We start from the raw sequence: 23,868 nt of genomic DNA on the forward strand, positions 1-23,868 counted from the left end.
CCTCCGGAGCACTAGCGTCGGCCCGTGCCCCAGCGCGGCCGGGATCGGACACCGGCACCCCGCGGTGCCCGCCGGCTGGTCCCGTCGCTGAGCTGGGTGGCGCTGTGCGTCGTCGTGTCGGGCGTCCTGGTCTACGTCTACCTGGCGCTGGTGGCCCGCGCGCTGCCCGCCGGGGAGTACGCCGGGTTCGGCGCGTTCTGGTCGCTGTCCCTGCTGCTCGGCTTCGGCCTGTTCCTCCCGCTGGAGACCGAGATCGCCCGGCTGGTGCACCTCGGCCCCGGCCGCGGCCTGCCCCGCGGCACGCTGCGGGTGACCGCCGTCCTGACGCTGGCCGGCCTGGTCACCGTGGCGGTCGCGACGCCGCTGCTGCTGCCGACGCTGGGCGCGGCCGGCCTGGTCGTCGCGCTGGCGGCGGTCTGCCTGGTCTCCCCGGGGCAGTTCGTGCTGCGCGGGCTGCTCGTCGGCACCGGCGGCTACCGCGGCTACGGCGTCGTGCTGCTCGCCGACGCCGTGCTGCGGGTGCTCGGCGCCGGCGTCGTCGTCCTGCTCGCCGATCCCGCCGGGCCCGCGGCCCTCGGGTGGACGCTGGTGGCCGCGCTGGCGCTGGCGCACCTGCCGCTGCTGGGGTGGCGGCTGCGGCGCCGGTCGCCGGCGCCGCCCGGCGGCCCGCGGCTGGCGCCCGGCGCCGTGGCGCACCTGGTCGTGGGCACGGTGTGCGCCCAGACGCTGCTCAACGCCGCGCCGGTGCTGGTGACCGCCGGGACCGCCGAGCGGACCGCGGCCGCCGCCTTCGTCGCGGCCTTCACCCTCGTGCGGCTGCCGCTGTTCGTGGCGGTGCCCCTGCAGGGTGCACTGCTGCCGGCGCTGGTCGACGCCGGCTCGGGCCCCCCGCGGGCGCGGGCCCGGGTGGTGCGCCGGCTGCTCGCCGCGGTCGCCGCACTGGCCGCGGCGGCCGCCGTCGTGGGGGCGCTGGCCGGCCCGCCGGTGGTGCGGCTGGTGTTCGGCGAGCGCTACGACCCCGCGGCCGCCGACGTCGCCGTCCTGGCCGCGGGCAGCGTCGTGCACCTGGCCCTGCTGGTGGCCGCGCAGGCGGTGGTGGCCGACGCGCGCCACCGCGACAGCGCGCTGGCCTGGGTGGCCGGGCTGGCCGTGGCGGCCGTCGTCGCGCTGACGGTGCCGGGCACCGCGGGGGCGGCGTGGGCGTTCGCGGGCGGCTCGGCGGCGGCGCTGGCCTGGTGCGCCGTCGTGCTGACCCGCCGGGGTACGGGGGCCGCGCCGGCGCCGCCGGTCCCCGCGGGGTCGACGGGAGGAGCGCGGTGAGCGACCGGCTGGACCTGGTGGTGGCGCTGGACTACTACGCGCCCTACGTCAGCGGCCTGACCAACGTGGCGCGCGACGTCGCCGAGGGGCTCGCCGCGCGCGGGCACCGTGTCCGGGTGCTCACCAGCCGGCACGACCGGTCCCTGCCGGAGCGGGAGGTGCTGCGCGGGGTCGAGGTCGAGCGCGCGCCGGTCGTGGCGCGGCTGGGCAAGGGCGTGGTGAGCCCGGCGCTGGTGCGGCGTCTGCGCGCGGCCGGGCGGACCGCCGACGTGGTGAACCTGCACCTGCCGATGCCCGAGGCCGGCCTGCTCGCCGTCGGCATGCGGACGCCGCTGGTCAGCACCTACCACTGCGACGTCAGCCTGCCGCCCGGTCCGGTCAACCGGGCGCAGACGCTCGGCGTGGACCTCGCCAGCCGGGCCACGCTGCGGCGCAGCGCCCGGGTCGTGGTGTCCAGCGAGGACTACGCGCGGTCCAGCCGGCTGTGGCCGGCGATGGCCGGGCGCACCGCCGCCATCCCGCCGCCGTGCCGGGAGCGGCCGGCCGGCCGGCCGCGGTTCCGCGACGGCGGCGGGCTGCACGTGGGGTTCCTCGGCCGGATCGTCGAGGAGAAGGGGCTGCAGTACCTGGTGCGCGCCTTCCTCGCCCTCGGGGACCCCGACGCGCGCCTGCTCATCGGCGGGGACTTCGCCGACGTCGCCGGCGGGTCGGTGGTCGAGGAGGTGCGGCGCGCGGCCGACGGCGACCCGCGGGTGCGGCTGCTCGGCTTCCTGCCCGAGGAGCAGATCGCCGACCTCTACGCGTCGATCGACGTCTTCGCCCTGCCGTCGGTGAACTCCTTCGAGGCGTTCGGCATCGTGCAGGTGGAGGCGATGATGGCCGGCGTCCCGGTGCTGGCCAGCGGCTTGCCCGGCGTCCGGACGCCGGTGCGGGAGACCGGGTTCGGGGTCGTGGCGCCGCCGCGCGACGTCGCCGCGCTCACCGAGGGGCTCCGCCGGCTCGCGGCGGCGCCGCCGGACCGCGACCGGGGCCGGGCCCGGGCGCGGGAGCGCTACGCCCTGGGCACCGTCCTCGACGCGTACGAGGAGCTGTTCGCCGAGGTCAGCGCGCGGGGTCCGGGACCTCGCGCCAGAAGGCGTCGAGCCGGCGGTTGAACTCCTCGGGCGCCTCCTCGAACGGCGCGTGCGCCTGGTCCTCGATCAGCTCGAAGCGCGCCCCCGGGATGGCCTCGGCCACCGCCCGGCCGTAGTCCGGTGGGGCGATGGGGTCGGCGCTGCCGGTCATCACCAGCGTCGGGACGGCGATCCGGGGTAGCCGGTCGAGGGTCGCGTGGTCCCAGAAGGCGTCGGCGAAGCGCTGGAAGGACTCGCTGGACTGCGGGTACGGGAAGGCCAGCGCGGCCTCGATCGTCCGGTCGACCCGCCCGTCCTCGTGGGCGCGGTGGGTGTAGGCCCAGGCGAAGAACGCCTCGAGGAACGCCCGCTCGCTCGGTGCCCGCTCGGCCATCCAGAGCCAGGACCCGACCATGTGGTGCCAGCGGACGTCCGGGCGGCACCAGGTGCCGACCAGCACGAGGCTGCGGACGGCGTCGGGGTGCCGCAGGGCGAGCTCCTGCGCGATCACGCCGCCGCCGGAGTAGCCGACGACGTGCGCGGGGCCGGCGCCGCACTCCAGCAGCACGCCGGCCGCGTCGTCGGCCAGGTCGGCCACGGTGTAGGCGAGGTCCGGGCGGGTGGAGCGGCCGACGTCGCGGTTGTCGAAGGCGATCAGCCGGTAGCGGTCGGACAGCCCGTCGAGCTGGGCCGACCAGGCCTCGAGCGGGTCACCGCCGCCGTTGACGAGCAGGACGTCGGGCCCGCTCCCCCGCTGCTCGACCCACAGCCTGACGTCGCCCGCTCGCACCGCTGCGCCCATCGGTCCGGCCCTCCGCTGCATGGGGCCGGACGGCTCCCGGCCCGGGCTGGGAGCTGCCATCGTCGCGCGCCGCGCCAGCCGGTGGACGGTTCCCGTCCCCGGGGACGGCGCGCCGTCACGGGCAGGTCCCCGGCGCTGGGACGGCTGCCACGATCAGCCGTGCCCGTCGACGACCTCGTCCTCGCCCGCTGGGACCGCGGGGACGCCGCCTCCGTCCGTGAGCTGGCGGGGATGCTCGCCGCCTACCACCTCGCCACCGAGGCCGAGAAGGGCGCCGCGGTCGCGTCGGTGGACGAGCTGCCCCCGCGCTACCGGGACGAGGTCGCCGACCCCGTCCGCGCCCTCGCCTCCGCCACGGTGCTGACCGCGGCCGTGGGCGGCGCCGGCTGCGGGTGCGTCGTCGTCTCCCCGGTCGCGGAGGGCACCTCGGAGGTCCGGCGCCTGTGGGTGGGGCCCGCGGCGAGGGGCCGCGGGGTGGGGCGGGCCCTCGTGGACGCCGCGGTCGCGGCGGCGGGGGCGCGGGGCGTCGGCGTGGTCCGGTTGTCCGTCTGGCGCTGGAGGACGGCGGCGATCGCCGTCTACGAGCGCGCCGGCTTCGTGCCGGTCCCCTCCTGGGACGCCCGCCCGGACCTCACCTGCATGGAGCTGCGCCTCCCCGGCACGTGACGACGGGCCCCGGTCCCCGCGCGCGGACGGTCCCGATCGGGCCGGCGCCGGTGGCAGGGTGCCCGCATGGGCGGCTGCTGCGACCCCCGCGGCTGCGAGCGGGTGTTCGACGACCGGTTCGCCCGGCGGATGGCCGCCCGCTACCGGGCGAAGGGCCTGGACCGGACGGCCCGCCGGATGGTGGACCTGCTGACCGAGCGCGGCGTGCACGGCGCGACGGTGCTGGAGATCGGCGGCGGGGTCGGCGAGATCGGCCTCGAGCTGCTGCGGCGCGGCGCGGCGTCGGTGACCGCCCTCGAGCTCTCGCCCGGCTACGAGGACCAGGCCGCGGCGCTGGCCGAGGAGGCCGGCCTGACCGGCCGGGTGCACCGCCGCCTGGCCGACGTCGCCGCCGACCCGGCCGGGGTCGAGCCGGCCGACGTCGTGGTCCTGCACCGGGTGGTCTGCTGCTACCCCGACCACCGGCGGCTCCTGGGCGCCGCCGCCGACCACGCCCGCCGCGACCTGGTGTTCAGCTTCCCCCCGCGCAACCCGGCCACCCGGGCGCTCCTGGTCACCGAGAACGCGTCCTTCCGCCTGCGCGGGCGCCGCTTCCGGACGTTCGCGCACCCGCCGGCGGCGATGCTGGCCGTCCTCGCCGAGCACGGACTGCGCCCCGCCGTCGTGCACCGCGGCGTGGTGTGGCGCGTCGCTCACGCGGCCCGGTGAGCACGGGCGGCGGGCGGCCTACCGCAGCAGGCTGCGGGCGATGACCATCCGCTGGACCTGGTTTGTGCCCTCGTAGATCTGGGTGATCTTGGCGTCGCGCATCATGCGCTCGACCGGGAAGTCCTGCGTGTAGCCGGCGCCGCCGAAGAGCTGGACGGCGTCGGTGGTGACCTTCATGGCGACGTCGGAGGCGAACGCCTTGGCCGCGGCGCACAGCCGGCCGAGGTCGGGGTCCACCTTGCCGCCGGAGTGACCCGCCTCGCCGCGGGCGGCGGCGACGTAGACCAGGTGGCGGGCGGCCTCGATCTGCATGGCCATGTCGGCGAGCATGAACTGCACGCCCTGGAAGTCGCTGACCGCCTTGCCGAACTGCTTCCGCTCGCGGGTGTACTCCACGGCGGCGTCGAGCGCGCCCTGCGCGACGCCCACGGCCTGCGCGCCGATGGTCGGGCGGGTGAAGTCCAGCGTCCGCAGCGCGGTCTTGAAGCCGGTGCCGGGCTCGCCGATGATGCGGTCGGCCGGGACGGCGCAGTCGGTGAAGTAGAGCTCGCAGGTGGGCGAGCCCTTGATGCCCATCTTCCGCTCCTTGGGGCCCACCGCGAAGCCCGGGTCGTCGCGGTGGACGACGAAGGCGGAGATGCCGTTGGCCCGCTTCTCCGGGTCGGTGACGGCCATGACCGTGTACCACTCGGAGACGCCGGAGTTGGTGATCCAGGCCTTGGTGCCGTTGAGCACCCAGGTGTCGCCCTCGAGCCGGGCGCGGGTCGTCATCGAGGCGGCGTCGGAGCCGGCCTCCCGCTCGGACAGGCCGTAGCTGATCATCGCCCGGCCCTCGGCGATCGACGGCAGGACCTTCTGCTTGAGGTCCTCCGACGCCGAGAGGATGACGGGCATCGAGCCGAGCTTGTTGACCGCCGGGATGAGCGACGCCGAGACGTCGACCCGGGCGACCTCCTCGATGACGATGCAGGTGGCGATCGCGTCCGCGCCCTCGCCGCCGTACTGCTCGGGGACGTGCGTGGCGTGGAAGCCGGCCGCCGTCAGCGCCTTCTGCGCCTCGATCGGGAAGCGGGAGTTCGCGTCGACGTCCGCGGCGTGCGGGGCGATCTCGCGCTCGGCGATGTCGCGGACCGCGGCCCGGATCGCGTCGTGCTCCTCGGTCAGCTGGTACAGCCCGCTCGTACTCACGGGTAGATGCTAGGACGTCCCAGCAGATCCGCCGTCGCCGGTCAGGCGGGCCCGCAGGGCCGCGTCGCGGGCGACGACGGAGTCGGCCAGGTCGGCCTGGAACCTCTCGACGGCGGCCCGCAGCCCCGGGTCGCCCGCGGCGAGGATGCGCACCGCGAGCAGGCCGGCGTTGCGGCCGCCGCCGATCGACACCGTGGCGACCGGGACGCCCGCGGGCATCTGCACGATCGACAGCAGGCTGTCCAGGCCGTCGAGGCGGTCCAGCGGCCGCGGCACGCCGACCACCGGCAGCGGGGTGGCCGCGGCGAGCATGCCCGGCAGGTGCGCCGCTCCCCCGGCGCCGGCGACCAGCACCCGCAGCCCGCGCCCGGCCGCCGAGCCGGCGTAGTCGAGCATCCGCTGCGGCGTGCGGTGCGCGGACAGGACGTGCACCTCGTACGGGACGCCGAACTCCGCGAGCGCCTCCGCGGCCGGCTCCATCGTGGGCCAGTCCGAGTCGCTGCCCATCACGATGCCGACCACGGGCTCGCTCACTCAGTGCTCCTCGGGAAAGGCGAACGCGGGGTCGACCACGCCGTCGGCGAGGTAGCGGGCCGCGGCGACGGCGCGAGCGCGCACCTCCGCGAGGTCCTCCCCCAGCGCCGTCACGTGGCCGAGCTTGCGGCCGGGGCGCTGGCCCTTGCCGTACCAGTGCAGCTTGACGTCGGGCCAGTGCGCCATGAGGTGGTGGACGCGCTCGTCGAGGCCCGGCCCGTCCCAGCCCGGCTCCGACGCGCGGCCGCCCAGCACGTTGGCCATGACGACGGCGGGCGCGGTCATCGCCGTCGACCCGAGCGGGTAGTCGAGGACGGCGCGCAGGTGCTGCTCGAACTGGCTGGTGCGCGCGCCCTCGATCGTCCAGTGCCCGGAGTTGTGCGGGCGCATCGCCAGCTCGTTGACCAGCACGCCGTCGGGGGCCTGGAACAGCTCGACGGCCATGACGCCGACGACGCCGACCCGGTCGGCGACCCGGACGGCGAGCTCCTGCGCGGCCAGCCCGGTCGCCTCGTCGAGGCCGGGGGCGGGGGCGAGGACCTCGGTGTTGATGCCGTCGCGCTGCACGGTCTCCACGACCGGCCAGACGGCGACCTGGCCGAACGGTGAGCGGGCCACCAGCACCGCGAGCTCGCGGACCAGCGGGACCCGCTCCTCGACCAGCAGGGTGCCGTGCGCCTCGAGCAGCTCGGCCACCTCGTCGGGCCCGCGGACGACGAAGACACCCCGGCCGTCGTAGCCGCCGCGCGGGGCCTTCACCACGACCGGCCAGCCGACCTCCTCGGCGAACGCGGTCACCTCGTGCACCGTGTGCGCGTCCGTCCACGACGGCTGGGGCTCCCCGGCGGCGGCCAGGGCGCGGCGCAGGACGAGCTTGTCCTGGGCGTGGACCAGCGCGTCGGGGCCGGGGGCGACGCGGACGCCCTCGGCGGCCAGCGTCCGCAGGTGCCCGGTGGGCACGTGCTCGTGGTCGAAGGTGAGCACGGTGGCGCCCTCGGCCGCGGCGCGCAGCGCGTCGAGGTCGCGGTGGTCGCCGATCCGGACGTCGGCGGCGACCAGCGCCGCGGACTCGTCCGGCCCGGTGGACAGCACGCGCAGCGACTGGCCGAGCGCGATCGCGGCCTGGTGGGTCATCCGGGCCAGCTGGCCCCCGCCGACCATCGCGACGACGGGGAGCCCGGTCCGGGGGTCGGTCGGGGCGGGCGGCAGCGCGGTGGGATCGGAGGCCATGGCAGGACGAGGCTAGCCGGGGCCGGCCGGCTCAGTTCCCGGCGAGGTCGAGCAGCGCCGCCCGGATGCGGGCGCCGACCAGGTCGGCGACCGCCTGGGTCGGGTGCACGCCGTCCGCGGAGGCGCCCGGGGCGAAGGTGCCCTCCCCGGTGTCGACGTCGGTCCACGGGTCCAGGTGCGCCCAGCCCTGCTCGCCGGCGAGCCCGGCCAGCCGCGCGTCGAGCTCCTCCCGCCCCTCCGGGTCGACGTCCAGCGGCGGGACGGCGACCAGGACGACCTGCTGCACGCCGGCGGTGGCGACGGCGTCGAGCAGGTTCCGCCGGGTCTCCTCCCACGGGACGGAGCCGAGCACGTCGTTGGTGCCGGCCAGGACGACCAGGACGTCGGCCTCCACCGGCCGGATGCCGGCGCGCATGTCCGCCGTGCGGGCGCCGGGCACCGCCCAGCCGCCGCGGAACTCCAGCGGGGCGACGTCGGCCGCGCGCACCCACGAGTTCCGCCCGCGGACCTCGGTGCCCTCGACGGGGGCGTCCAGGCCGGCGGTGATCGAGTCCCCGATGACGCCGAAGCCCACGGTCTGCGCGGTCTCCTCCGGCGCGGACCCCTCCGGAGCGGTGCCGGGCTGCGGGGCCGGCGCGGTGGCGCTCGCCGACGGGGTGCCCCCGTCGCCGGCGCCGCAGCCGGCGGTGAGGAGCGCCGCGGCGAGCACGGCGGCCGCCCACCGGCGTCCCGGCCACCGCAGGGACGAGGACCCGAGGGAGCTGCGCACGAGGCCCGAGTATCCCGTGTGTCCCGGCGTCCGCCGCGCTGCGACCCGTACCCTCGGCTCGTGCTGGCCCCGGGACGTCGACGTCGGCGCGGCGCCCTCCTCCAGCGGCTGCGCGGCACCTGGCGGGTGCTGCTGCGGGAGCTGTCGGCGTTCGGCGTGGTGGGCGGCGCCTCGTTCGTCCTCGACCTCGCGCTGTTCCAGTACCTGTACGCGCACGCCGGCGTCGGCGCGGTCGTGGCGAAGCTGGTGTCGACGACGGTGTCGACGTCGGTCGCGTTCGCCGGGCACCGCTGGTGGTCCTTCGCCGGCCGGGCGCGCACCGGGCTGCGCCGCGAGTACCTCGCCTTCGCCGTCGTCAACGCGGTGACGCTGCTGCTCGGGCTGGCGATCGTCTACGTGGTCCGGCACCCGCTCGGCCAGGAGAGCGCGCTGGTGCTGCAGGCCGCGAACGTCGTCTCGATCGCCGTCGGCACGGTGATCCGCTTCGTCTGCTACCGCACCTGGGTGTTCCCCGCCGCGCCGGCCCCGCGGGCGCGCGCGGGCCTGGCGACCGGCCGCCTGTCCCCCGCGGACCGGTAGCCGCGCCGCGGACCCGGCAGACTGGGGGCGTGCACGCACCGCTCCCCGCACCCGCCCGAGCGCAGCGCCGGGACCCCCGGCCGACCCTCTCCCCGGGAGAGGAGGCGTGACGGCGGTCGAGGCCCCGGAGTGGGAGGCCGCCGTCGGGCGGCTGGTCGCGGCGGCGGCGGCGGCGGAGCGGGCCGTGTCCCGGCTGGCGCGGGCGCTGTCCGGCATCGACCGGGTCGCCGCGCCCTACCTGCTCCCGCTGGAGCTCGACGCGCTGGTCCGGCTCATCCGCAACCTCATGCCGCTGCGCGTCCGGGACCGCCGGCTCAACGACGACGTCGTCGACTGGACCCACCAGGTGCGCAAGCTCTACGCGGTGCGCACGACCGTGGTGCACACGGTGTGGGAGCCGGCGCACGGCGAGCCGGGCATGCGGCCGGCGTGGTCGAACGCCGGCGTCGCCGAGCACCCGCTCACCGTCGCCGAGCTCACCCGGACCGTCGACCGGATCGCCACCCTGTGCGGCGACCCCCTCGACCGCCTGCTGCAGCGGATCGCCGAGGCCGCCCCGGCGCTGGCGGCGGCGGCCGAGCCGCGCTGACCCGGCCGTCGGCCGCTCAGCCGGCCAGCCGCGACCCCGACCGCCCCGCCACGACCTCCAGCCGGGTGGGGATGCGGGTGCGCAGCTCCTCCAGGTGGCTGATCACGCCGACGGTCCGCCCGCCGCGGCGCAGCTCGTCGAGCACGCCCATGACCGCGTCGAGCGCCTGTGCGTCGAGGGTGCCGAAGCCCTCGTCGACGAACAGGGTGTCCATCTGCACCCCGCCGGCCTCGGCGGTGACGACGTCGGCCAGGCCCAGGGCGAGGGCGAGGGAGGCCATGAAGCTCTCCCCGCCGGAGAGCGTCTTCGTCGGCCGGCGCACGCCGGTGTACTCGTCGAGGACGTCGAGGCCCAGGCCGCCGCGGGCGCCGTGGCGGCCCAGCGCGTCGCTGTGCAGGAAGGTGTAGCGGCCGCGGGACATCTCCTGCAGCCGCCGGCTGGCCACCTCGGCGACCTGCTCGAGCCGCGCGGCGAGCACGAACGACTGCAGCCGCATCCGCAGTGTGTTCGCCCCGCGCCCGCCGACCAGGTCGGCCAGGCCGGAGACCTGCTCGGCGCGGGCCCGCCGCTCGGCCAGCTCGACCTCGGCGGACACGACGTCGCCGGCCAGCGCGTCCAGGGCGTCCGCGCAGCGGCGGGCCTGGTCCAGCGCGGTGACGGCGTCCTCGCGGCGGGCGGTGAGCTCCGCGCAGCGCTGCTGCCCGGCCGCGACGTCGGGGCGCTCGCCGAGGTCGGCGAGCTCGGGGTCGGCGAGGGTGGCGACGACGACCGCGTGCGCCTCGTCGTGCTCGCGCAGCCGCCGGTCCAGCGCGGCCAGCCGGCCGTCCTCCAGCAGGGCGGCGGCCGCCTCCGCCACGCCGGCGAACCCGGCCGCGGCGGCGCGCTGCCCGGCGGCGTCCCGGGCCTCCTCGGCGGCGGTGCGGGCGCGGCGCTCCTCCTCGGCGGCGGCGACGGCGCCCTCGCAGCGGGCGGCCTCGGCGGTGAGCCGCGCGACGCGGGCGGGCAGGTCGCGGTCCTCCCCGCGGGCGGCGTCGAGGCGGGCGGCCAGCTCGGCGTGCGCCTCCGCGCGGGCGTCGTGCTCGGCGGTGGCCCGCTGCAGCGCCTCGCGGTCGGCGGCCAGCGCCGTGACGGCGGCGTCGCGCCGCTGCTCGGCCGCCGCCAGCTCGCGGCGGGCGGGCTCCACCTGGCGGGCCAGCGCCGCCACCTCGGCGCGCTCGGCCGCCGCGGCCGCCGCCCGCCCGGACAGCTCGGCGACCGGCAGCTCCCCGGCCTGCGCGCGCAGCACGGCCAGCTGCCGCTCGAGCTCCTCGACCGCCCGGCCGGCGGCGGTGCGCCGCTCCTCGGCGGCGTCGACGGCGGCGCGGGCGCGCTCCTCGTCGTCGGCGGTGACCGCGGCGCCGGCCGGCACCGCGGGCCGCGGGTGCTCGGCCGAGCCGCACACCGGGCAGTCGGCGCCGTCGGTCAGCCCGGCGGCGAGCTCGGCGGCCATGCCCTCCAGCCGGGCGGTGCGCACCTCGACCAGCCGCTCGCGCGCCTCCAGCCAGCCCAGCCGGGCGGCGTCGGCGGCCTTGGCGGCGCGGTCGAGCCGGCCGGTCACCTCCGCGGCGCGGGTGGCCGCCTCCAGCGCGGCGCGGGCGGCCTCGTCGGCGACGACCAGGCCGGGCAGGCGGGCGGCGGCGGCCTGCGCGGCGTCGAGCCGGGCCTGCGCCGCGGCGACGCGGGCGGGCTCCTCCTCGACGGCACGGGAGCCCTCGGCGACGCGGCCGGTGAGCCGCTCGCCCTCGCGGGCCAGGCGGGCGACCTCGGCGGCCAGGCCCGCGGCGCGGTCGGCCTCGGGCAGCAGGGCCCGGACCGCGGCGGCGGCGTCGCGCAGCTCCCGCGCCGGCTCCGGGCCGGCCGGGCGCCCGCCGGAGACCGCGGCCCAGGCGGCCTCGGCGGCCTGCCGGGCGGCGGTGGCCCGCTCGGCGGCGCGGGTGGCGCGCCCGGCGGCGTCCAGGACGTCGCGCAGCACCTCGGCGCGGCGGCCGGCGTCGGCCCGGTCCCGCAGCGGCGCCAGCTCCGGCTCGCGGGCGGTGAGCCGCTCCAGCTCGGCGCGGGCCCGGTCGCGGCGGGCGTGCCGGTCGGCCAGCGCCCGCGCGGCGGCGAGCTCCGCCTCGGCCCGGGTGCTCGCCGCGGCCGCGTCGTCGGCCTCGGCGGCCGCGCGGACCAGCCGCTCGGCCGCCCGGCCGCGCACCCCGGTCACCCAGGCGCCGACCGAGGCGCCGGGGCGGGCGCCGACCAGCTCGGGGGCGAGCTCCTCGGGCACCTCGACGTCGGCGATCTGGGCGACGCGGTGCAGCAGCGTGCTCACCCGGTGCCGGTCGGCGCGCAGCTCCTCCTCGGCGGCCCGCCGCTCCCCGGCCAGCCAGTCCTCGGCGCGGGCGAACCGGTCGACGTCGAACAGGGTGCGCAGCAGCCGGCCGCGGTCCTCGGGCTCGGCGCGCAGGAACCGGGCGAAGTCGCCCTGGGGCAGCAGCACCACCTGGCAGAACTGCTCGGCCGACAGACCCAGCCGCACCCGCAGGTACTCCGAGCCCTCGTCGATGCGGGTGCTCACCGGCTCCCAGCCGTCGGCCGTCGCGCGCTGCACGGTCAGCTTGGCCTGCTCGGTGGTCTCGCCGCTGCCGCGCTTCTTCGGCCGGGTCTGCTCCGGGCGGCGGACGACGAGCAGCCGCTCGCCGGCGAGGGTCAGCTCGCAGGAGACCTCGGTGCGGGTGGCCGCGTCGGCGTGGTCGCTGCGCAGCCGGCGGGCCTCGCCGCGGGCTCCGGGGACGGTGCCGTAGAGCGCGAAGACCACGGCGTCGAGCAGCGTGGTCTTGCCCGCGCCGGTCGGGCCCCAGAGCAGGAACAGCCCGTCGCGGGCCACCTCGTCGACCCGGACGGTCTCGGTGCCGGCGAAGGGGCCGAACGCGGTGAGGGTGAGGGTGTGCAGCCTCACCGGGCCAGCTCCTCGCGGCCCGCGGCGCCCAGCGCCCGGGCCAGCAGGTCGCGCTCGGCGGCCGTGACGCCCACCCCGCCGCGGACGTGCGCGACGAACTCCCCCGCGACGTCGAGGTCGTCCCGGCCGCGCAGCCGCTCCTGGTAGCTGCGGCCGTCGCCGCCGGCGGCGCCGCCGATCCACTCCAGGTGCACGCAGTGGCCGAACCGGGTGCGCAGCGCGCGCATCGGGTCGGCCGGGCGGACCGGGTCGGTGAGCCGGGCGGACACCCAGGCCTCCTCGGCGGCGGTGTGGGCGGGGTCGGCGAGCAGGTCGTCGAGGTCGCCGGTGAGCACGGTCAACGGCCGGGGCGCGGGCAGCGGCACCGACCGGACGCCGGCCAGCCCGCCGGCGTCGAGGTCGACCAGCCACACCTGCTTGTCCTGCCCGGCCTCGCCGAAGGAGTACCCCAGCGGGGAGCCGCTGTAGCGCATCCGGTCGCTGAGCGTCTGCGGGCGGTGCAGGTGTCCCAGCGCCACGTAGTCGACGCCGTCGAAGACCGGCGCCGGCACCACGTCCACCCCGCCGACGCAGATGTCGCGCTCGCTGTCGCTGGCCACCCCGCCGCCGACGAAGGCGTGCGCGAGCACCACCGAGCGGGTGCCGGGACGCAGGAACAGGTCGGCGCGCACCCGGTCCATCGCGGCCCGCAGGACGCCCTCGTGGCTGCGGGCGTCCGGCACGCCGAGCTCGTGCCGGGCGATCTCCGGCTCGAGGTAGGGCAGCCCGTAGACGGCGACCTCGCCGTGCGCGTCGGGAAGCAGCACCGGCTCGTCGAGCCGCGCGGTCTCGGCGCGGACGTGCAGGCCGGCCTTGGTCAGCAGCGAGGAGAAGGTGCCCAGCCGCCGCGCCGAGTCGTGGTTGCCGGGGGTGAGGACGACCGCGGCGCCGGCGCCGACCAGCCGGCCGACCACCCGGTCGAGGACCGCCTGCGCGTCGGCCGAGGGCACCGCCCGGTCGTAGACGTCCCCGGCCACGACGACGGCGTCGACGCCCTCCTCGGCCACCACCCGGGCCAGCCCGGACAGCACCGCCTCCTGCTCGGCGAGCAGCTCCGCGCCGTGCAGCGACCGCCCGATGTGCCAGTCCGAGGTGTGCAGCAGCCGCATGGGCGCGCAGGGTAGGTCGGGGGTACGACAGAACCGGGCCAGGCTCGCCGTGACCGGTCGGTCACACCCCGGCGTCGTACCCGTGTCCCCCGGCGGCCGCGGAGGCCCAGGGGTCCCCGTCCTCGTCCTCCTCGACCAGCCGGACCAGCAGCTGCTGCACGTCGGCGCAGGCGGGCAGGCGCTCGAGCACCACCGGGCCGCCCTCGCCGGCGGTCTCGACGGTCAGCGTCCCCGAGCGCAGCACCCGCTGCCGGAGCGTCTGGTGGATCGAGACGTCGGTGACGCGCGACAGCGGCACGTCCCGGCCGCGGCGGGACAGCACGCCCGAGCGGACCAACAGCCGGTGCGTGGTGACGACGGTGTGCGTGGTCCGCCAGCGCAGCACCGGCCGGACGACGAGCACGACGAGGGCGACCAGCACCGCCGCCAGCAGCGCCATCCGCAGCACGCCCTGCTGGCGGCCGGCCGGGACGAGGGCGGCGAGGTAGGAGCCGGCGCCCACGACGGCGAACAGCCCGGTCACGGGCCAGAACAGCGTCGTCCAGTGCGGGTGCAGGTGGACGACGACCTCCTCGTCGTCGGCCAGCAGCCTGTCGGGGTAGGGCACCCGGCCAGGATGACCGAGCGCGGACCGCGCGTCAGGCTCCGGCGGGGCGTGTCCGGACGTGCTGCACGTCTCCGCTGGCCAGCTCCACCGTGCCGCCGTCGGTGCGGACCACCAGCCGGCCGTCCCAGTCGACGGCGGTCGCCGTGCCGGACAGCGTCGACCCGTCGGGCAGCGTCACGGTCACCTCCGCGCCGACCGTCGAGCACCAGGCGAGGTAGTCCGCGGCCAGGCCGGTGGCGACCGGGTCGCCGAGCGCCGCCGTCCAGGCGAGGTAGCGGCGCTCGAGCGCGCGGAGGAAGGCCAGCAGGACCGGCGCGCGGTCGACCGGGGCGCCGGTGACCAGCGTCAGTGACGACCCGGTGGGCGGCAGCTCCTCGCGGCGGGTGCCGACGTTGAGCCCGGTGCCGACGACCACCGCGGTGCCGACCGCCTCGGCCAGGATCCCGGCGAGCTTGGCGCCGTCGACGGCGAGCAGGTCGTTGGGCCACTTGAGCGAGGTGCGCACGCCGGTGACCTCCCCGACGGCCTCGGCCAGCGCCACACCGGTGAGCAGCGGCAGCCAGCCGCGGCGGGCGGCCGGGACGTCGGGCCGCAGGAGCACCGAGACGGTCAGCCCGGCCCGCGGCGGGGAGGTCCAGGTGCGGTCGAGCCGGCCGCGCCCGGCGGCCTGGTGCTCGGCGACGAGGACCGCGCCCTCGGGCACGTCGTCGTCGGCGGCTCCACTGCTGACGGCTCTGTCGGCGAGGACGGCGTTGGTGGAGCCGACCTCCTCGACCACCTCCAGGGAGCGCCACAGCCGGCTGTCCCTGGTCAGCGCGGCCCGCAGCGCCGCGGCGTCGAGCGGGGGGCGGTCCAGCTCCGACCAGCGGGCGGAGGGCGTGTCGGGCACTCCCCTACGCTACGGGCCGTGAGTGCGGCTGAACTGGAGAGCGCCGGCGAGCACGTCCCCGGCGACATCGACATCCACACGACCGCCGGCAAGCTGGCGGACTTCGAGCGCCGCGTCCAGGAGGCCACGCACGCCGGCTCCGAGCGCGCGGTGGAGAAGCAGCACGCGGCGGGCAAGATGACCGCCCGCGAGCGGATCGAGGCGCTGCTGGACCCGGGCTCGTTCACCGAGCTCGACGAGTTCGCCCGCCACCGCTCCAGCAACTTCGGCATGGACGCCCGGCGGCCCTTCGGCGACGGCGTCGTCACCGGCTACGGGACGGTCGACGGCCGCCCGGTGTGCGTGTTCTCCCAGGACGTCACCGTCTTCGGCGGCAGCCTCGGCGAGGTCTACGGCGAGAAGATCGTCAAGGTCCTCGACCTGGCCATCCGCAACGGCTGCCCGGTCATCGGGATCAACGAGGGCGGCGGCGCGCGCATCCAGGAGGGCGTGGTCTCCCTCGGCCTCTACGGCGAGATCTTCCGGCGCAACGTGCACGCCTCCGGCGTCATCCCGCAGATCTCGCTGGTCATGGGCGCCGCGGCCGGCGGGCACGTCTACTCCCCCGCGCTCACCGACTTCATCGTGATGGTCGACCAGACCAGCCAGATGTTCATCACCGGTCCCGACGTCGTGAAGACCGTGACCGGCGAGGACGTCACGCTCGAGGAGCTCGGCGGCGCCCGCACGCACAACACCAAGTCCGGCGTCGCGCACTACCTGGCCGAGGACGAGGCCGACGCGCTCGACTACGTCAAGGCGCTGCTGTCCTACCTGCCGAGCAACAACCTCGATCCGCTGCCCGCGGTCGAGGTCGCCCCGGCCGACACCACGCCGGACGGCGTCACCGAGGAGGACCACGAGCTCGACACGGTCGTCCCCGACTCGCCGAACACCCCCTACGACATGCACACCGTCATCGAGCACGTGCTCGACGACGGCGAGTTCCTCGAGGTGCAGGCGCTGTTCGCGCCGAACATCGTGGTCGGCTTCGGCCGGGTGGAGGGCCGGCCGGTCGGCGTCGTGGCCAACCAGCCCACCCAGTTCGCCGGCACGCTGGACATCGACGCCAGCGAGAAGGCGGCCCGCTTCGTGCGCACCTGCGACGCCTTCAACGTCCCGGTGCTCACCTTCGTCGACGTCCCGGGCTTCCTCCCCGGGACGTCGCAGGAGTGGGAGGGGATCATCCGCCGCGGCGCCAAGCTCATCTACGCCTACGCCGAGGCCACGGTCCCGAAGATCACGGTCATCACGCGCAAGGCCTACGGCGGCGCCTACGACGTCATGGGGTCCAAGCACCTCGGCGCCGACCTGAACCTCGCCTGGCCGACCGCGCAGGTCGCCGTCATGGGCGCCCAGGGCGCGGTGAACATCCTCTACCGGCGCGAGCTGGCCGACGCCCCGGACGCCGACGCCCGCCGCGCGGAGCTCATCACCGAGTACGAGGACGCGCTGCTGTCGCCGTACATCGCGGCCGACCGCGGGTACGTGGACCAGGTGATCCGCCCCTCGGAGACCCGCATCGAGATCACCAAGGCGCTGCGGCTGCTGGCCAACAAGCGCGAGACGCTGCCCCCGAAGAAGCACGGGAACATCCCCCTGTGAGCGAGCCACAGCGCCCGCTGCTGCGGGTGGTCCGCGGCGAGCCGACCGCCGAGGAGCTCGCCGCCCTCACCGTCGTCGTGGCCGCGCTCTCGCAGCGCCGGCCGCGGCGGCGCCCGACCCCGGTCGGGGCGTGGGCGAGCCGGGCCGACGCCCACCGGCAGCCGCTGCGGCCCGGCCCCGGCGGCTGGCGCGCGTCCGGGAGGTTCGCATGAGCGACGTCCGCCGGCTGGTCCTGGCCTCGGCGTCCCCGGCCCGGCTGGCGCTGCTGCGCCAGGCGGGGCTCGCGCCCGAGGTCGTGGTCAGCGACGTCGACGAGACCGCGGTGACCGCGCCGCGCGTCGCCGAGCGGGTCGCGCTGCTGGCGTCGGCCAAGGCGTCGGCCGTCGCCGGGCGGGAGGACGACGCCCTGGTGGTGGGCGCCGACTCGCTGCTGGAGTTCCGCGGGCAGGCGATGGGCAAGCCGGCCGACGCCGCCGAGGCGCGGGAGCGCTGGCGGCGGATGTCGGGCCGCTCGGGCGTGCTGCACACCGGCCAGGCGCTGCTCGACGTCCGCGGCGGGGCGGTCGAGTCCCGCGACGTCGTCGTCACCTCGACCGTCGTGCACTTCGCCACCCCGACGCCCGCGGAGGTCGAGGCCTACCTGGCCACCGGCGAGCCGCTGGCGGTCGCGGGCGCGTTCACCCTCGACGGCCTCGGCGCCCCGTTCGTGCGCCGGGTCGAGGGCGACCCGGCGTCGGTGATCGGGCTGTCGCTGGCCGCGCTGCGGGAGCAGCTGCGCCGCCGCGGGCTGACGATCACCGACCTCTGGCGGCGCTGACCAGCACGGTCCCCGCGGCGCTGGCTCCCGCCCGCCGACCGGCCTAGGGTCCCGCCGTGGACACACGCTCCCTGCGCACGGCGTGGGACACCTTCGGCTCGCGGGACCCGATGTGGGCGGTGCTCACCGAGCCCGACCGCCGCGGCGGGCGCTGGGACCCCGAGGAGTTCTTCGCCACCGGCGTCCGCGTGGTGGACGACGTCATGGCGCTGGCCGACTCCCTCGGGCTGCCGGCCCGGCGGGAGACGGCGCTGGACTTCGGCTGCGGGGTGGGCCGGCTGACCCAGGCCCTGGCCCGGCACTTCGACCGGGTCACCGGCGTGGACATCGCGCCGTCGATGCTCGCCGAGGCGCGCCGGCACGACGCCGGGGGCCGCTGCACCTTCGTGCACAACGAGGCGCCGGACCTGTCCGTGTTCGCCGACGACAGCTTCGACATGGTGCTGTCGACGATCGTGCTGCAGCACATGCCGCCCGAGCTGGCGCTGGGCTACGCCGAGGAGTTCGGCCGGGTGCTGCGGCCGGGCGGGCTGGCGGTCTTCGCCGTCCCCACCGGCCCGTCGGACACCCTGGTCGGCCGGCTGTACCGGACGGTGCCCCGGCCGCTGGTGCACGCCTACGTCCGGCGGCGGTTCGGCGCGGTGCTGCAGATGCACGGCCTGCCGATGGAGGTCCTGCTGCCCCGCCTGACCGAGCGCGGCCTGGTGGTGCTGCGGGTCGAGCCCGACGACAGCCCGGGGCCCAACTGGCGGGGGTTCCGCTACGCCGTCACCAAGCCGGCCACCGGCTGAGCCGCGCTCCGGCTCCCGCCCTACTGCGGGCGGGCGGACGGGCGCTGGCTAGAGTCCGACCCGTCCGTCTTCGAGGGAGTACGCCGGTGCAGAAGGTCCTGATCGCCAACCGCGGGGAGATCGCGGTCCGGGTCGCCCGCGCCTGCCGCGACGCCGGGCTGACCAGCGTCGCGGTGTACGCCGAGCCCGACCGCGACGCCCTGCACGTCCGCGTCGCCGACGAGGCGTTCGCCCTGGGCGGCACGACGCCCGGCGACTCCTACCTGGTCATCGACAAGATCATCGACGCCGCGAAGCGGTCCGGCGCTGATGCGATCCACCCCGGCTACGGCTTCCTGTCGGAGAACGCCGACTTCGCCCAGGCCGTCCTCGACGCCGGGCTGACCTGGATCGGGCCCTCCCCCGAGTCGATCGTCGCGCTCGGCGACAAGGTCGCCGCGCGGCACATCGCCACCAAGGCCGGCGCGCCGCTGGTGCCCGGCACCAAGGACCCGGTCTCCGGCGCCGACGAGGTGCTGGCCTTCGCCCGCGAGCACGGCCTGCCGGTGGCGATCAAGGCCGCGTTCGGCGGTGGCGGGCGCGGCCTGAAGGTCGCCCGCACCGAGGAGGAGATCCCGCACCTGTTCGACTCCGCCGTCCGCGAGGCCGTGTCGGCCTTCGGCCGCGGCGAGTGCTTCGTCGAGCGGTTCCTCGACAAGCCGCGGCACGTCGAGGCGCAGGTCCTGGCCGACACGCACGGCAACGTGGTCGTCGTCGGCACGCGCGACTGCTCGCTGCAGCGGCGCAACCAGAAGCTGGTCGAGGAGGCCCCGGCGCCGTTCCTCACCACCGAGCAGCGGGCACGCATCCACGAGTCGGCCAAGGCGATCTGCCGGGAGGCCGGCTACCACGGCGCCGGCACCGTCGAGTACCTCGTCGGCGCCGACGGCTCGATCTCCTTCCTCGAGGTCAACACCCGCCTGCAGGTCGAGCACCCGGTCAGCGAGGAGACCAGCGGCATCGACCTGGTGCGCCAGCAGTTCCGCATCGCCGAGGGGCTGCCGTTGGAGATCACCGAGGACCCCGCCCCGCGCGGGCACAGCATCGAGTTCCGGATCAACGCCGAGGACGCCGGCCGCAACTTCATGCCGGCCCCCGGCCCGGTCACCCGGCTGGAGATCCCCCAGGGCCCGGGCGTGCGCTGGGACTCCGGCGTCGAGACCGGCGGCGAGGTGGCCGGCGCGTTCGACTCGATGCTGGCCAAGCTGATCGTCACCGGCGCCAGCCGCGAGGAGGCGCTGCAGCGCGCCCGCCGCGCGCTGGACGAGCTGGTCGTCGAGGGCATGCCCACGGTCGTCCCGTTCCACCGCGCGGTGGTCCGCGACGAGGCGTTCACCAGCGAGCCGTTCACCGTGCACACCCGCTGGATCGAGACCGAGTGGGACAACCAGGTCCAGCCCTACAGCGCGGCGCCGGCCGAGGCCGACGAGGAGGCGCCACGGCAGACCGTCGTCGTCGAGGTCGGCGGGCGCCGGCTGGAGGTCTCCCTCCCCGCCGGGCTGGCCGCGGGCGGCGGGGCGCCGGTGGCCGCCGGCGGGGGCGCCAAGCCGCGCAAGCGGGGCTCGGGCCACGGCGGCTCAGCGGCGTCCGGCGACGCCCTCACCTCGCCGATGCAGGGCACGATCGTGAAGGTCGCCGTCGAGGAGGGCGACACCGTCGAGGCCGGAGACCTCGTCGTCGTCCTCGAGGCGATGAAGATGGAGCAGCCGCTCACCGCGCACAAGGCGGGCACCGTGACCGGGCTGTCGGCCGAGGTCGGCGCCACCGTCACCAGCGGCGCCGCCATCTGCACGATCGCCGACGCCGAGGGCTGACCGCGCCGCGCGGCCCCGGCAGCCCGGGGCCGCGCGCTGCGGATCAGCCGAGGCCGACGGTCACCTGGCCGCCCCGCACCGTGATGCGGCCGCGCTGGAACGTCTGGGTCACCGTGCCGTCGGGCGCGGCGACGGCGTTGCCCAGCGGGTAGCCGAGCGGCCCGGACTCGCCCCGGTGGGAGTCGTAGACCGGGGAGATCGGCTGCAGCACCGCGTACGCGCCGGTGGCCGGCGAGGTGTGGATCCGACCGAACTGGAACGCCTGCGTCCACCCGTTGCCCGGCGTCGGGTACCGGTCCCCGACGGGGTAGCCGAGCACGCCGGACTCGCCCCACAGCGGGTCGTAGGCCCTCGAGATGTCGCCGTACACCGCGTGCGCCCCCGTGCCTGGCGAGGTGTGGATCCGGCCGAACTGGAACGCCTGCGTCCACCCGTTGCCCGGCGTCGGGTACCGGTCCCCGACGGGGTAGCCGAGCACGCCGGACTCGCCCCACAGCGGGTCGTAGGCCCTCGAGATGTCCCCGAACACGGCGTGGGCGCCGGTCGACGGGGAGGTGTGGATCCGGCCGAGCTGGAAGGCCTGCGTCCACCCGTTCCCGGGCGTCGCGTACCGGTCGCCGACCGGGTAGCCCAGCACCCCGGACTCCCCCCGCAGCGGGTCGTACGCCTTCGAGATGTCCCCGAACACCGCGTGGGCGCCGGTCGCGGGTGACGTGTGGATGCGGCCGAGCTGGAAGGCCTGCGTCCACCCGTTCCCGGGCGTCGCGTACCGGTCGCCCACGGGGTAGCCGAGCACCCCCGACTCGCCCCACAGCGGGTCGTAGGCCCTCGAGATGTCGCCGTACACCGCGTGCGCCCCCGTGCCTGGCGAGGTGTGGATCCGGCCGAACTGGAACGCCTGCGTCCACCCGTTGCCCGGCGTCGCGTACCGGTCCCCGACGGGGTAGCCGAGCACGCCGGACTCGCCCCACAGCGGGTCGTAGGCCCTCGAGATGTCCCCGAACACGGCGTGCGCCCCGGTGGAGGGCGACCAGTGGATGCGGCCGTTCTGGTACGCCTGGGTGAGGCCCCCTCCCGCCGTCGCGTACGCGGAGCCCACGCGGGCACCGAGCGGGCCGGAGCTGCCGCCGGTGGCCGAGTACGCCGCGGCGATGGCGTCGGCGCCGCCGCCCACCGGGGTGACGGCCGCGCTGGGCGCGCTGGCCGGGCCGGTGCCGGCGGCGTTGGTGGCGGTGACCGTGAACGTGTAGGCCGTCCCGTTGGTCAGCCCGGTGACCATCGCGGTGGTGACCCCGGCCGTGGTGACCGTCGCGCCGCCCGGCGAGGCCCGGACCGTGTACCCGGTGACCGGGCTGCCGCCGGACGCGGCGGCCGCCCAGGTGACGCTCGCCTGCCCGTTCCCGGGGGTGGCGGACACCCAGGCGGGGGCGCCCGGCACGGTCACCGCGGCCGGGGAGCCGTACGCGGGCTCGCTGGCCGGCCCCGTCCCGACGGCGTTGGTGGCGGTGACCGTGAACGCGTAGCCGCTGCCGTTGGCCAGCCCGGTGACCGTCGCCGTCGTCGCGCCGGTGGTCGTCACCGTCGCCCCGCCCGGGGAGACGAGGACGGTGTAGCCGGTGACCGGGCTGCCGTTGTCGGCGGCCGGTGACCAGGAGACGGTGACCCGCCCGTCGCCGGCGCGGGTGGTCACGCCGGTCGGTGCGCCCGGCCGGGTCGCGCCGGTCGGGGTGACGGTCACGGCGGTCGCCGGCCCGGCCTGGCCCCACGCGTCCACCACGGCGACGTCGTAGGTGCGCGACACCCCGACCGCCGGCGCCGGGAGCGTGACCCCCGCCGTCCGCGGGTCGGCGACGAGCTCGCCGCCGACCGCCACCCGGTACGTGTAGGCGGTGCCGGCGTCGTCCCAGCTCAGGAGCACCTGGTCGCCGTCGGCCCGGCCGGTCAGGCCGGTCACCGCCCCTGGGACCGCCGGCCGGCCGCTGCCGACGACGACCGCGTTGGAGAAGCCGGTCTGGCGGCCGAGGTCGTCGACCCCGCGCAGCTGCCAGCGCGTCTCCTGGGTGGGCATGGCGCCGATGCCGATGGAGAAGGTCTCCGGCGTGCCGGTCAGGGCCCGGGTGATCGTCCCGATGCCGACGCCGTCGCGGTAGATCGCCAGCCTGGGCGCGGAGGCGCCGGGGACGGAGGCGGTCAGGTCGAGGGCCGCGCCCGAGGCCGTGCCCCGCAGCGCGGCGGAGTGCAGCACCGGCGTCGTGGGCGCGGCCGGGCCGACGGTGGCCAGGACCGGGCGGCTGCGCTCGCCGCCGGCGGGCTGGACGTCGACCGCCACCTGGGTGCCGTCGGTCAGGCCGGAGACGCGGGCGGTGGTGCCGGAGACGGTCGCGCGGACGACGCCGTCGACCCGGACCGTGTACGAGGGGGCCCCGGCGACCGGTGCCCAGGCGACGTCGACCGCTCCCGGGGCCGGCGTGACCGTCGGCGCCGCGCCGGTGCGGTCGGCCGCGGCCAGGGCGGCGGGCACCACCAGCCGGCCGGCCCCCCACGCGCGGTCCCAGGAGCCGGAGGCGTCGGCGCCGGCCTGCAGCGCCGCCTGGACCTCCCCCGGCGTGATGCCGGGGTGCGCGGCCCGCAGCAGCGCGACGGCGCCGGCGACCGCCGGGCCCGAGAAGGACGTGCCCGACCCGCTGGCGAAGCCGCCGCCGGGCATGGTCAGCAGGACGCTCTCGCCGACCGTGGCGACGTCGGCCTGCCAGCCGTGCACCGCCCAGTCGGCCGGGGCGCCCGCGGGCGTGGTCGCCGAGACGGCGATGACGCCCTCGTTGGCCGCCGGGTACATGACCGGGTTGCCGTTGAGGCCGTCGTTGCCGGTCGAGGCGACCAGCACGACGTCGTGGTCGAGGGCGTAGCGGATGGCCACCGCGGTCACGTCGGACCAGCCGGCTCCTGACAGCGACATGTTCACGACGTCGGCGCCGTGGTCGACCGCCCAGAGGATGCCGCGTGCGATCGCCGCGGACGGGCAGCCGTCGGTGGCGTTGCACACCCGGACCGGCATGATCCGCGCCTCCGGCGCCATGCCGGCGGAACCGGTCCCGTTGTCGGCGCGCGCGGCGATGACCCCGGCGACGCCGGTGCCGTGCCAGGGGTCCAGCGGCCCGCCGACGGTGTCCGTGCCGGGGACCAGGGCGCCGGCGAGGTCGGGGTGGCCGGGGTCGACGCCGGTGTCGAGGACGGCGACGGTCTGCCCGGCGCCGCGGGTGCGCGTCCAGACGTCGCGGACGGCGCTGGCCTGCTGCGGGTCGTCGGCCTCCCAGAAGGGGTCAGTGCCCTGCGGCCGGTAGGTCACCGACGGGCTCGCCTCGACGACGTCGGCGCGCGCCTCGAGCGAGGCCTCCGTCCGGTCCGCGCTGCCGGCGGGCACGGCGACGGTCTCGACGACGTACTCGCCGTCGACGACCTTGAGCACGTCGATGGTGACCGGCTCGTCGGCGGCGTGCGCCGGAGCGGCGGTCAGGGCGAGCAGCGCGGTGACCGCCGCCCCGGTCAGGGCGGCGCCGAGCCGGGACGGGGTGCGGGCGGACGGCATGGGACGCGCATCGGCACGGTCCCGCCCCGGGCTGAGGGGTGGCGGGCGGTCGTCCCCCG

The 23,868-nt window shown here is 77.2% G+C and carries 21 protein-coding genes; 11 read left to right on the forward strand and 10 right to left on the reverse strand.

The genetic code is table 11. The features are described 5' to 3' along the window. Positions 1-24 precede the first annotated feature (24 nt). Both ACI79L_RS04075 and ACI79L_RS04080 read left to right on the forward strand, forming a co-directional pair. Positions 25-1,320: a hypothetical protein gene (locus tag ACI79L_RS04075; RefSeq protein WP_456935539.1), complete on the forward strand. Its 1,296-nt coding sequence runs from the start codon at positions 25-27 to the stop codon at positions 1,318-1,320. Continuing rightward, positions 1,317-2,474, forward strand: a complete 1,158-nt coding sequence (locus ACI79L_RS04080; RefSeq protein ID WP_456935540.1) for a glycosyltransferase family 4 protein — start codon at positions 1,317-1,319, stop codon at positions 2,472-2,474. Before ACI79L_RS04075 ends, ACI79L_RS04080 begins: the two co-directional genes overlap by 4 nt. Here the strand turns inward: ACI79L_RS04080 and ACI79L_RS04085 are convergent. After that, positions 2,422-3,234, reverse strand: a complete 813-nt coding sequence (locus ACI79L_RS04085) for an alpha/beta fold hydrolase (protein WP_456935541.1) — start codon at positions 3,232-3,234, stop codon at positions 2,422-2,424. The genes ACI79L_RS04080 and ACI79L_RS04085 overlap by 53 nt on opposite strands. 159 nt (positions 3,235-3,393) lie before the next feature. Here ACI79L_RS04085 and ACI79L_RS04090 point away from each other — a divergent pair, with 159 nt between their 5' ends. Next, positions 3,394-3,900, forward strand: a complete 507-nt coding sequence (locus tag ACI79L_RS04090; RefSeq protein WP_456935542.1) for a GNAT family N-acetyltransferase — start codon at positions 3,394-3,396, stop codon at positions 3,898-3,900. Positions 3,901-3,966: 66 nt separating this feature from the next. After that, positions 3,967-4,608: a methyltransferase domain-containing protein gene (locus ACI79L_RS04095; protein ID WP_456935543.1), complete on the forward strand. Its 642-nt coding sequence runs from the start codon at positions 3,967-3,969 to the stop codon at positions 4,606-4,608. 18 nt (positions 4,609-4,626) lie between these two features. Here ACI79L_RS04095 and ACI79L_RS04100 read toward each other — a convergent pair whose 3' ends face one another. The 4 genes from ACI79L_RS04100 to ACI79L_RS04115 are packed head-to-tail and all read right to left on the reverse strand — an operon-like array spanning position 4,627 to position 8,329. Next, positions 4,627-5,796, reverse strand: coding sequence for an acyl-CoA dehydrogenase family protein (locus tag ACI79L_RS04100; protein WP_456935544.1), 1,170 nt, complete (start codon positions 5,794-5,796; stop codon positions 4,627-4,629). A gap of 9 nt (positions 5,797-5,805) precedes the next feature. Further along, a complete protein-coding gene (gene purE, locus ACI79L_RS04105) occupies positions 5,806-6,330 on the reverse strand; it encodes a 5-(carboxyamino)imidazole ribonucleotide mutase (protein ID WP_456935545.1) in 525 nt (174 codons plus the stop codon). Further along, entirely contained in the window at positions 6,331-7,560 is a 1,230-nt protein-coding gene (locus ACI79L_RS04110) for a 5-(carboxyamino)imidazole ribonucleotide synthase (RefSeq protein WP_456935546.1), read from the reverse strand. A 31-nt stretch (positions 7,561-7,591) separates the two neighbouring features. Beyond that, the gene (locus tag ACI79L_RS04115) at positions 7,592-8,329 is read right to left on the reverse strand and encodes an SGNH/GDSL hydrolase family protein (RefSeq protein ID WP_456935547.1); all 738 of its coding nucleotides are present in this window, start codon (positions 8,327-8,329) and stop codon (positions 7,592-7,594) included. A gap of 60 nt (positions 8,330-8,389) precedes the next feature. Here ACI79L_RS04115 and ACI79L_RS04120 point away from each other — a divergent pair, with 60 nt between their 5' ends. Together ACI79L_RS04120 and ACI79L_RS04125 are read left to right on the forward strand one after the other, a co-directional pair. Next, on the forward strand, positions 8,390-8,908 hold the full coding sequence (locus ACI79L_RS04120) for a GtrA family protein (protein ID WP_456935548.1): 519 nt from the start codon (positions 8,390-8,392) through the stop codon (positions 8,906-8,908). 106 nt (positions 8,909-9,014) lie between these two features. Further along, the gene (locus tag ACI79L_RS04125; RefSeq protein ID WP_456935549.1) at positions 9,015-9,497 is read left to right on the forward strand and encodes a hypothetical protein; all 483 of its coding nucleotides are present in this window, start codon (positions 9,015-9,017) and stop codon (positions 9,495-9,497) included. A 16-nt stretch (positions 9,498-9,513) separates the two neighbouring features. On the opposite strand, the gene ACI79L_RS04130 is transcribed toward ACI79L_RS04125, so the two are convergent. The 4 genes from ACI79L_RS04130 to ACI79L_RS04145 all read right to left on the reverse strand — a co-directional run bounded on the left by ACI79L_RS04130 (position 9,514) and on the right by ACI79L_RS04145 (position 15,118). Continuing rightward, positions 9,514-12,474, reverse strand: a complete 2,961-nt coding sequence (locus ACI79L_RS04130) for an AAA family ATPase (RefSeq protein WP_456935550.1) — start codon at positions 12,472-12,474, stop codon at positions 9,514-9,516. Continuing rightward, a complete protein-coding gene (locus ACI79L_RS04135) occupies positions 12,471-13,622 on the reverse strand; it encodes an exonuclease SbcCD subunit D (RefSeq protein WP_456935551.1) in 1,152 nt (383 codons plus the stop codon). The genes ACI79L_RS04130 and ACI79L_RS04135 overlap by 4 nt, the downstream gene beginning before the upstream one ends. Positions 13,623-13,683: 61 nt before the next feature. Beyond that, positions 13,684-14,229: a PH domain-containing protein gene (locus ACI79L_RS04140; protein WP_456935552.1), complete on the reverse strand. Its 546-nt coding sequence runs from the start codon at positions 14,227-14,229 to the stop codon at positions 13,684-13,686. 31 nt (positions 14,230-14,260) lie between these two features. Then, entirely contained in the window at positions 14,261-15,118 is an 858-nt protein-coding gene (locus tag ACI79L_RS04145; RefSeq protein WP_456935553.1) for a biotin--[acetyl-CoA-carboxylase] ligase, read from the reverse strand. An 18-nt stretch (positions 15,119-15,136) separates the two neighbouring features. On the opposite strand from ACI79L_RS04145, the gene ACI79L_RS04150 reads away from it, so the two are divergent. The 5 genes from ACI79L_RS04150 (at position 15,137) to ACI79L_RS04170 (ending at position 20,223) form a co-directional block, all read left to right on the forward strand. After that, a complete protein-coding gene (locus ACI79L_RS04150; protein ID WP_456935554.1) occupies positions 15,137-16,762 on the forward strand; it encodes an acyl-CoA carboxylase subunit beta in 1,626 nt (541 codons plus the stop codon). Next, positions 16,759-16,974, forward strand: a complete 216-nt coding sequence (locus ACI79L_RS04155) for an acyl-CoA carboxylase subunit epsilon (protein ID WP_456935555.1) — start codon at positions 16,759-16,761, stop codon at positions 16,972-16,974. The genes ACI79L_RS04150 and ACI79L_RS04155 overlap by 4 nt, the downstream gene beginning before the upstream one ends. Then, positions 16,971-17,579, forward strand: coding sequence for a Maf family protein (locus ACI79L_RS04160; protein WP_456935556.1), 609 nt, complete (start codon positions 16,971-16,973; stop codon positions 17,577-17,579). The genes ACI79L_RS04155 and ACI79L_RS04160 overlap by 4 nt, the downstream gene beginning before the upstream one ends. 56 nt (positions 17,580-17,635) lie before the next feature. Then, a complete protein-coding gene (locus tag ACI79L_RS04165; protein ID WP_456935557.1) occupies positions 17,636-18,370 on the forward strand; it encodes a class I SAM-dependent methyltransferase in 735 nt (244 codons plus the stop codon). 86 nt (positions 18,371-18,456) lie between these two features. After that, positions 18,457-20,223: an acetyl/propionyl/methylcrotonyl-CoA carboxylase subunit alpha gene (locus tag ACI79L_RS04170; protein WP_456935558.1), complete on the forward strand. Its 1,767-nt coding sequence runs from the start codon at positions 18,457-18,459 to the stop codon at positions 20,221-20,223. Between the two features lie 43 nt (positions 20,224-20,266). Here ACI79L_RS04170 and ACI79L_RS04175 read toward each other — a convergent pair whose 3' ends face one another. Further along, positions 20,267-23,809, reverse strand: coding sequence for a S8 family serine peptidase (locus ACI79L_RS04175; protein WP_456935559.1), 3,543 nt, complete (start codon positions 23,807-23,809; stop codon positions 20,267-20,269). Positions 23,810-23,868 lie beyond the last annotated feature (59 nt).

The organism is Geodermatophilus sp. SYSU D00684 (assembly GCF_054050455.1).

Coding starts and splice junctions, on each gene's coding strand:
- ACI79L_RS04175 (WP_456935559.1), bottom strand. CDS start 23,809: ATGCCGTCCGCCCGCACCCCGTCCCGGCTCGGCGCCGCCCTGACCGGG.
- ACI79L_RS04135 (WP_456935551.1), bottom strand. CDS start 13,622: ATGCGGCTGCTGCACACCTCGGACTGGCACATCGGGCGGTCGCTGCAC.
- ACI79L_RS04160 (WP_456935556.1), top strand. CDS start 16,971: ATGAGCGACGTCCGCCGGCTGGTCCTGGCCTCGGCGTCCCCGGCCCGG.
- ACI79L_RS04085 (WP_456935541.1), bottom strand. CDS start 3,234: ATGGGCGCAGCGGTGCGAGCGGGCGACGTCAGGCTGTGGGTCGAGCAG.
- ACI79L_RS04110 (WP_456935546.1), bottom strand. CDS start 7,560: ATGGCCTCCGATCCCACCGCGCTGCCGCCCGCCCCGACCGACCCCCGG.
- ACI79L_RS04095 (WP_456935543.1), top strand. CDS start 3,967: ATGGGCGGCTGCTGCGACCCCCGCGGCTGCGAGCGGGTGTTCGACGAC.